This window comes from Arthrobacter sp. 2YAF22_2 (assembly GCF_052114645.1).
Taxonomy (GTDB): domain Bacteria; phylum Actinomycetota; class Actinomycetes; order Actinomycetales; family Micrococcaceae; genus Arthrobacter.
This window is the reverse complement of record NZ_JBFRFD010000175.1, coordinates 1-6566: the sequence shown is the minus strand read 5'-3', so window position 1 is coordinate 6566 and position 6566 is coordinate 1. Positions and strand designations below refer to the sequence as shown.

General features: G+C 67.7%; 6 protein-coding genes and 1 tRNA gene. All 7 read left to right on the top strand.

Features of this window, described 5'->3' with window-relative positions; translation table 11 throughout:
- Window positions 1-491 (top strand): HD domain-containing protein (locus tag AB4Y86_RS09120; RefSeq protein ID WP_441401926.1); only part of this gene is annotated, 491 nt, incomplete at its 5' end.
- Window positions 488-2008, top strand: a complete 1521-nt coding sequence (locus tag AB4Y86_RS09115) for an aldehyde dehydrogenase family protein (protein ID WP_441401925.1) — start codon at window positions 488-490, stop codon at window positions 2006-2008. The genes AB4Y86_RS09120 and AB4Y86_RS09115, both read left to right, overlap by 4 nt.
- Before the next feature lie 325 nt (window positions 2009-2333).
- Window positions 2334-3239, top strand: a complete 906-nt coding sequence (locus tag AB4Y86_RS09110) for a phage holin family protein (protein ID WP_441401924.1) — start codon at window positions 2334-2336, stop codon at window positions 3237-3239.
- A 55-nt stretch (window positions 3240-3294) separates the two neighbouring features.
- Window positions 3295-3954, top strand: a complete 660-nt coding sequence (locus AB4Y86_RS09105; RefSeq protein ID WP_441401923.1) for a CDP-alcohol phosphatidyltransferase family protein — start codon at window positions 3295-3297, stop codon at window positions 3952-3954.
- Window positions 3954-4859, top strand: a complete 906-nt coding sequence (locus AB4Y86_RS09100; protein ID WP_441401922.1) for a DMT family transporter — start codon at window positions 3954-3956, stop codon at window positions 4857-4859. The genes AB4Y86_RS09105 and AB4Y86_RS09100 overlap by 1 nt, the downstream gene beginning before the upstream one ends.
- A gap of 103 nt (window positions 4860-4962) precedes the next feature.
- Complete coding sequence (locus AB4Y86_RS09095) at window positions 4963-6174, top strand: glycosyltransferase (RefSeq protein ID WP_441401921.1); 1212 nt, start codon at window positions 4963-4965, stop codon at window positions 6172-6174.
- A gap of 134 nt (window positions 6175-6308) precedes the next feature.
- Window positions 6309-6382 (top strand) — tRNA-Ile (locus AB4Y86_RS09090).
- The last annotated feature ends 184 nt before the right edge of the window (window positions 6383-6566 follow it).

Below are 6566 nucleotides of genomic sequence, written 5' to 3'. Positions count from 1 at the left end.
GGCTGTGCCGTGCGCACCCCGACGCCGACGCCGAACTGGTGCGCGTGGCGACCTTGCTGCATGACACCGGGTGGGCCCACGTGGACGAATCGCGCATCATCTCCGAGGGCTTCGCCGGCGACTGGCGCAAGGCAGCCATCAGGTACGAACACGAAAAGCAGGGCTGCGACGTTGCCCGCCGGGTGCTCCCGCCGCTGGGCTACTCCTCGGAGTTCATCGAGCGGGTCTGCGACATCATCGACGGCCACGACACCCGCCCGGAGGCGCACTCCCTGGAAGACGCGCTGATGCGCGACGCGGACCGGCTGTGGCGGTTCGACCAGGCGGGGATTGCGCTCGCCTCCTCCTGGTTCGGGATGGATCCTGCCACTTACACCGACCGGCTGGCCACGGAAATCGTGCCCGAACTCATCACCCAGGCCGCCCACGACATGGCCGTCGCGGACCTGGACCGTTCCAACGCTCTACTCAAGACGGCGGTGATCCGGTGACCGCCGCGACGCACGACGCGCCGGCCCTCGCAGCGCGGGCCGCGCTCGAACTGCCGTACACCCACGTCGAGGACATCTTCATCGACGGCGCCTGGATCCCCGCGCGCGGCACCGGCCGCAACCCGGTCACGGACCCCGCCACCGGCGAAGTGTGGGGCTCGGTGCCGGACGGAACGCCCGACGACGTCGACGCCGCCGTCGCCTCCGCCCGCAGGGCTTTCGACGCGGGCGAGTGGCCGCGGTTGGCGCCGTCCGAGCGGGCAGCCTATCTGCTGCGCATCGCCGAGGAAGTGGAGAAACGGGCGGGGGAGCTGTCGCTGACCAACACCCGGGAGAACGGCTCGCCGGTGTCCGAATCCGCCGGAGCCGCGGCGAACGCCGCGGGCATCTTCCGCTACTTCGCCACGTTGGCTGGCTACCTTGAGCGCGCGGATGTGCGCGCGTTCCCCAAGGGCGGCGGCGAATCCGTGGTCCGGCGCGAACCGATCGGCGTGTGTGCGCTGATCGCGCCGTGGAATTTTCCGATCAACCTCGTGGTCATCAAACTTGCCCCGGCGCTGCTGGCCGGCTGCACTGTGGTAATCAAGCCGGCGTCGCCCACGCCGCTGTCGCTCCGGGTGATTATCGACGCCGTGGCCGCGGCCGGGGTCCCGGCCGGCGTCGTCAACCTGGTCACCGGGTCCGGCCGGCTCGGGGACGCGCTGGTGAAGCACCCGGGCGTGGACAAGGTGGCGTTCACCGGTTCTACCCCGGTGGGCCGGAAAATAGCCGCGGCCTGCGGCGAGCTGCTGCGTCCCGTCACCTTGGAGCTTGGCGGAAAATCCAGTGCGATTGTGCTGCCGGATGCTGACTTGGACGCGATGTCGCGGGTGCTGATCCGCTCCTCCATGCGCAACACCGGCCAGACCTGCTACATCTCCACCCGGATCCTGGCCCCCGCCAGCCGGTACGAGGAAGTGGTGGACATGGTCACCGCAACCATCGCGGCCGGTAAGCAGGGCGACCCGCTGGACCCGGACACGGTCTTCGGGCCTTGCGCCACCGAATCCCAATACCGGACGGTGCTGGAATACGTTGAGTCAGGACTGGCTGAAGGGGCCCGCGCCACCACCGGCGGCCGGGCGGCTAGCCTGGGCGGCGGGCTCGAAGGCGGCTACTTCGTGGAACCCACCGTGTTCGCCGATGTCACCCCGGAGATGCGGATTTCCCGGGAGGAGATCTTCGGCCCGGTGATCTGCATCCTGAAGTACGACGACGCCGGGGGCGCCGTTGATGAGGCGGTTGAGCTGGCGAACAACACCGAGTTTGGCCTCGGCGGCCTGGTGTTCGGGCAGGACCGGCAGGCGGCGCTGGCTGTCGCGGACCGGATGGACACCGGGTCCGTGGGCATCAACTTCTTCGCGTCCAACCACGCAGCACCCTTCGGCGGCCGGCACGATTCAGGACTTGGCACGGAATACGGAATCGAAGGCCTGAACGCGTACCTGAGCTACAAGTCCATCCACCGCCAGGTTTAGCCTGCTCCGCGTCGCCGGAGTCCGCCCACCCGCCGGCCTGCGCCGCCCCTGTACCGCCCCCGTCCCGGGGGACATGCGCCACGTGCGTGCCGGCGGGTGGGCATGTGCCCGTTATGTCCATTCGTGGCCGCGGGGTACGGGCATGTCCTCCCCGGAGGGTGTGGCCCGGACCGGGCCGGCCCTCACGCCACGCTCAATCCTGCCAGTCGGCGGGACGCTGTCCGGACCCTGAATGATAGTTTTGAGACCTGGGCGTGCGTTTAAGCACGTGCACCCGGCAATTCAGCGTAGGCGGATCACAGATGGAACCAGTTAGGCGGAACCGATGAGCGGACGTCACACCGGCAGGACAAGCGGAGGGCTGCGCCTTTCCGCGCTGCCCAAGACCCTGAAACTGATCTTCAAGCTCGCACCCCGGCAGCTCAACGACGAGATTGCGTTCGCCAAGGCCGAGCTCAAACGCAAGGGCATCCAGCTTGGCGTCGCGGCGGCCTTCCTCGCTGTCGCGCTGATCTTTGTCGCTTTCCTGGTGATCGGGCTCATCGTTGCCGCCATCATGGGCCTGGCCACGGTGATGCCCGCCTGGCTCGCGGCCCTCCTGGTCTGCGCCGCCTTCCTGATCGTCGCGCTGATTGTGGGCTTGATCGGCTACAGCCGGTTCAAGAAGGCGATGCCGCTGCTGCCGGAGGAGACGATCCGCGGCCTCAAACACGACCTCGGCATCGCGAAGGAAGGCTCGTCCTTCGACGCCGCCGTCCTGGATCCGAAGTCCCCGCAGGCCCAGGCCGCCAAGGCCGCCAAGGAAGAGGCCGCCGCGAAAGCGAAGGCCGCGAAGGAAGCCAAGAAGGCAGCCGAGCAGCCCGACCTCGGCCCGGCCCCGACCGAATCCCAGCTGCGCAGCCGCCTCGACCAGCGACGCCGGCACCTCACCGGGGTCCGTGACGAACTCGGCGAGGAACTCGACGTCAAGACGCAGGCGCAGGGCCTCCTCGCCGCCGGCCAGCACCGGCTGGCTGAAGGCAAGGAGCTCGTTGACGACAGGGTCGCCGCGTTCCGCAGCCAGGCAAAAACACCCGGCGCACCCAAAGCCTTCGCCGCGACCGGCGCGACGGGGGTCAAGGGCGAGTCCGGCGCCGCAGCCGAGCTCGGCAAGCGCTGGAAGCCGCTGGCCGCCCTGGCCGCCTCGACGGCCACCCTCATCTTCCTGTTGCGCAGACTGCTCAAGGGTTAGGCGCCACCCTGAACTCCGACACTGACTCGTTGCCGGCCGTGGAAAGGGGGACCGGATGAAGTTCATCGGCGCTGGCACGCGGCCCGGGCAGCCGCAGATCCATCACGACCTGGTCTTCACCGTCCCCAACCTGCTGACCGTGGTCCGCTTCCTGGGGGTCCCGCTCTTCATCTGGCTCGTCCTGGCTAAGCAGGAATACGGCTCGGCCGCGCTAGTGCTGGCGGTCATGGGCAGTACCGACTGGGTGGACGGCTACATCGCCCGCCGCTTCAACCAGATGTCAGAACTGGGCCGCATCATGGACCCCATCGCGGACCGGTTGGCGTTGATCGCCGTCGTCGTCACGCTCGTGATCGCCGGCGTCATTGAGTGGTGGTATTTGGCCGCGCTCCTGGTCCCCGACCTGGTACTGCTGTCCCTCTCGCTGTTCTACTTCCACAGCCACCCCGACCTGCCCGGCAGCCGGATCGGGAAGATCCGGACCGCCCTGCTGCTGGTCGGCACGCCGTTGCTGGTGCTGTCCAAGCTGCCCATCCCGGGAACCGGCGCCTACTTCGTGGCTGCCTGGATCTGCCTTGGGCTGGGCCTGGTGGGGCACTGGATCGCGGCCTACAACTACTTCTGGGCCATCATCCGCAAGGGCCGGGGGCTCAAAGCCGGTGCCGGAGCGGCCGTGGACCTGGGGCAGAACACCGGCGATGGCGGACGACGCTGATGGTCTGGTTCGCAGTACTGCTGGCGGTGCTTGGCGCCTTCTTTCTTGCCTTCGGTGCCCAACGGCAGGGGAGCGCGGTCAAAGCGGACACCGGAGGCCTGGCACTCAGCTCGCACGGCATGCTTCGCCTGATCCGCAACCCGCGCTGGGTCCTCGGACTGCTGCTGCTCGGCGTCGGCACGGCAATGAACGCCGTCGCCCTCGTCTCGGCGCCCCTCACCGTGGTGCAGCCAATCGGCGCGATCGCGCTCGTGATCACCACCATCATCAATGCCAAAGACCAGGGCCTCAGCATGAACCGGGCCACCGTGGTGGCCATCAGTACCTGCGTCACCGGCTCGGCCCTGTTCGTGGTGCTCGCCGTGAACGTCACGCAGGAAAACCACCACGTCAGCGGCTCGGACGAACTGACCATTGTGCTGCTGCTTGCCTTGGCCGTGGGCCTCTTCGGAACGCTGGCRGTCCTTTTCAGACACCGGATGAGCGCTTTCGTGTACATCATCGGCGCCGGCGTACTCTTCGGTTTCGTGGCGGTCCTGACCCGGATCATCGGCAAACACCTGCTCGATCCGAACGGACTGTTCCTGCTCAACGTCCAGTGGTACACGCTGGTCGCCATGGCGGCGGCCGGCGGGCTGGGATCGTGGTTCGTGCAGAGCGCCTACTCCGGTGGGCCGCCGGACCTCGTGATCGCCGGGCTGACCGTGATCGACCCGATCGTCGGCATCGCTATCGGCATCGTGATCTTGGGGGAACTGCGCCCCGACGTGCACGCTGTGACGGCGATTGCCATGGGGGTCGCCGCTTCCCTTGCTATCGTGGGAGTGATCGCCCTTTCCCGGCACCACCCCGAGGTCACGAAGCGCAAGAAGGACGCGCGGAAGGCCGCGGGTCGGGTGTCCTAGGGCGGCGCCCGAGACTTCAGGCGCAGGCCCGCCGCCTGCCGCCGACGGCCAGCCGGCCGCCACAGCCCAGCTGACCGCACCGTGACGACCAGGAGCTATCCCCGTGACCAGGCCCGAGAATGACCAGCCCGACAACCAGAAACCGCTGACCATCCTGATTGCCGCGGAGACGTACCCGCCCAACATCAACGGTGCGGCCATGTTCGGTTACCGCCTCGCCAAGGGCATGACGGCCCGCGGACACAACGTGCACGTCCTGGCCTGCCGGCCCAGCAAGGGCAAAAGCTACAGCGAAGCCTGCGACGAGGGCACGGTCCACCGGATCCGGTCGCACTCAGTTCCCACCCACGAATACTTCCGGATCACCTTCCCCTGGGAGATCAAGAAGGAAATCAGCCTTCTCTTCGACAAGGTCCAGCCCGACGTAGTGCACATCCAGAGCCACTACATGATCGGCGAGCACGTCCTGTACGAGGCGGTGAAGCGCGGCGTCAGGGTCGTCGCCACCAACCACTTCATGCCCGAGAACCTGAACCCCTTCCTGCCCTTCCCGCAGTGGTTCAAGGACGTCGTGGGCCGCATTTCCTGGAAGGACATGGGCAAGGTGATGGGCCAGGCCGACGTCGTGACCACCCCCACGCCGCTGGCCGCCAAGGCCATGYACGAGCACGCCTTCCTGCGCAAGGTCCTTCCGCTCTCCAACGGCATCGACGCGGCAGCGTACGAGTTGAAGCCCGGCGAGGAAGAGGTCCGGCACGCCAGCCCCACGGTCCTGTTCGTTGGCCGACTGGCGGAGGAGAAGCACATCGACGTGCTGATCGACGCCGTGTCCAAGACCCCCAAGGAGCTGGACATCCACCTCGAGATTGTCGGTGGCGGGGAGGTCCGCGCCGCCCTCGAGGCACAAGTCGCCCGGCTCGGACTGCGCGACCGGGTGAAATTCCTGGGACTCACCAGCGATGCCGAGCTCCGCAAGGCCTACCTTGCCGCAGACCTGTTCTGCATGCCGGGCACGGCCGAGCTCCAGTCCCTCGTTACCCTCGAGGCAATGTCCGCGTCGACGCCGGTGCTGCTGGCGGACGCCATGGCCCTGCCGCACCTGGTGCGCGACGGCGAGAACGGTTACCTGTTCACGCCAAATGACAGCGACGACCTGGCCGCCAAGATGGTCCGCGTCCTGACGCTTCCCGCCGGCGAACTCGCGGCCATGGGCAAGGCAAGCCGGGGCATCGTGGAGAACCACAGCATCGAACGCACCCTCCAGACGTTCGAGGACATCTACCGCGGCGCCAGCTACGACGATCTCGTCGTCTAGTCCCGGCGCCGTGTACGACCCCGTTTGCAGGACGGGGTTGCCCGGCGGTCGGTACGGCGCGGGCGACTAGTATTGCTAGAGTGTTTTTGCCCGGAACGGTCCGGCCCGCCCGGGCCAGGCCGTTCCCGGCGCACGGGGCTATAGCTCAGCTGGTTAGAGCGCGGGACTCATAATCCTAAGGTCCTCGGTTCAAGTCCGAGTAGCCCTACGAAATGGCGGAAGTTCCTGGACGATCCGCGTCCCACCGGAGCCGCAGTCGACGTTTCCGCGTCGGCCGCGGCTCCTTTTGCGTCACGGCGGACCGCCGCACCCGGTCCAGCCTTCACCCCTTTCTCACACCCAGCTCCCGGACGCGCCCGGGCCCGTGACCCACCCGCCGTGCCCCCCGTCAC

Coding starts and splice junctions, on each gene's coding strand:
- AB4Y86_RS09110 (WP_441401924.1), top strand. CDS start 2,334: ATGAGCGGACGTCACACCGGCAGGACAAGCGGAGGGCTGCGCCTTTCC.
- AB4Y86_RS09105 (WP_441401923.1), top strand. CDS start 3,295: ATGAAGTTCATCGGCGCTGGCACGCGGCCCGGGCAGCCGCAGATCCAT.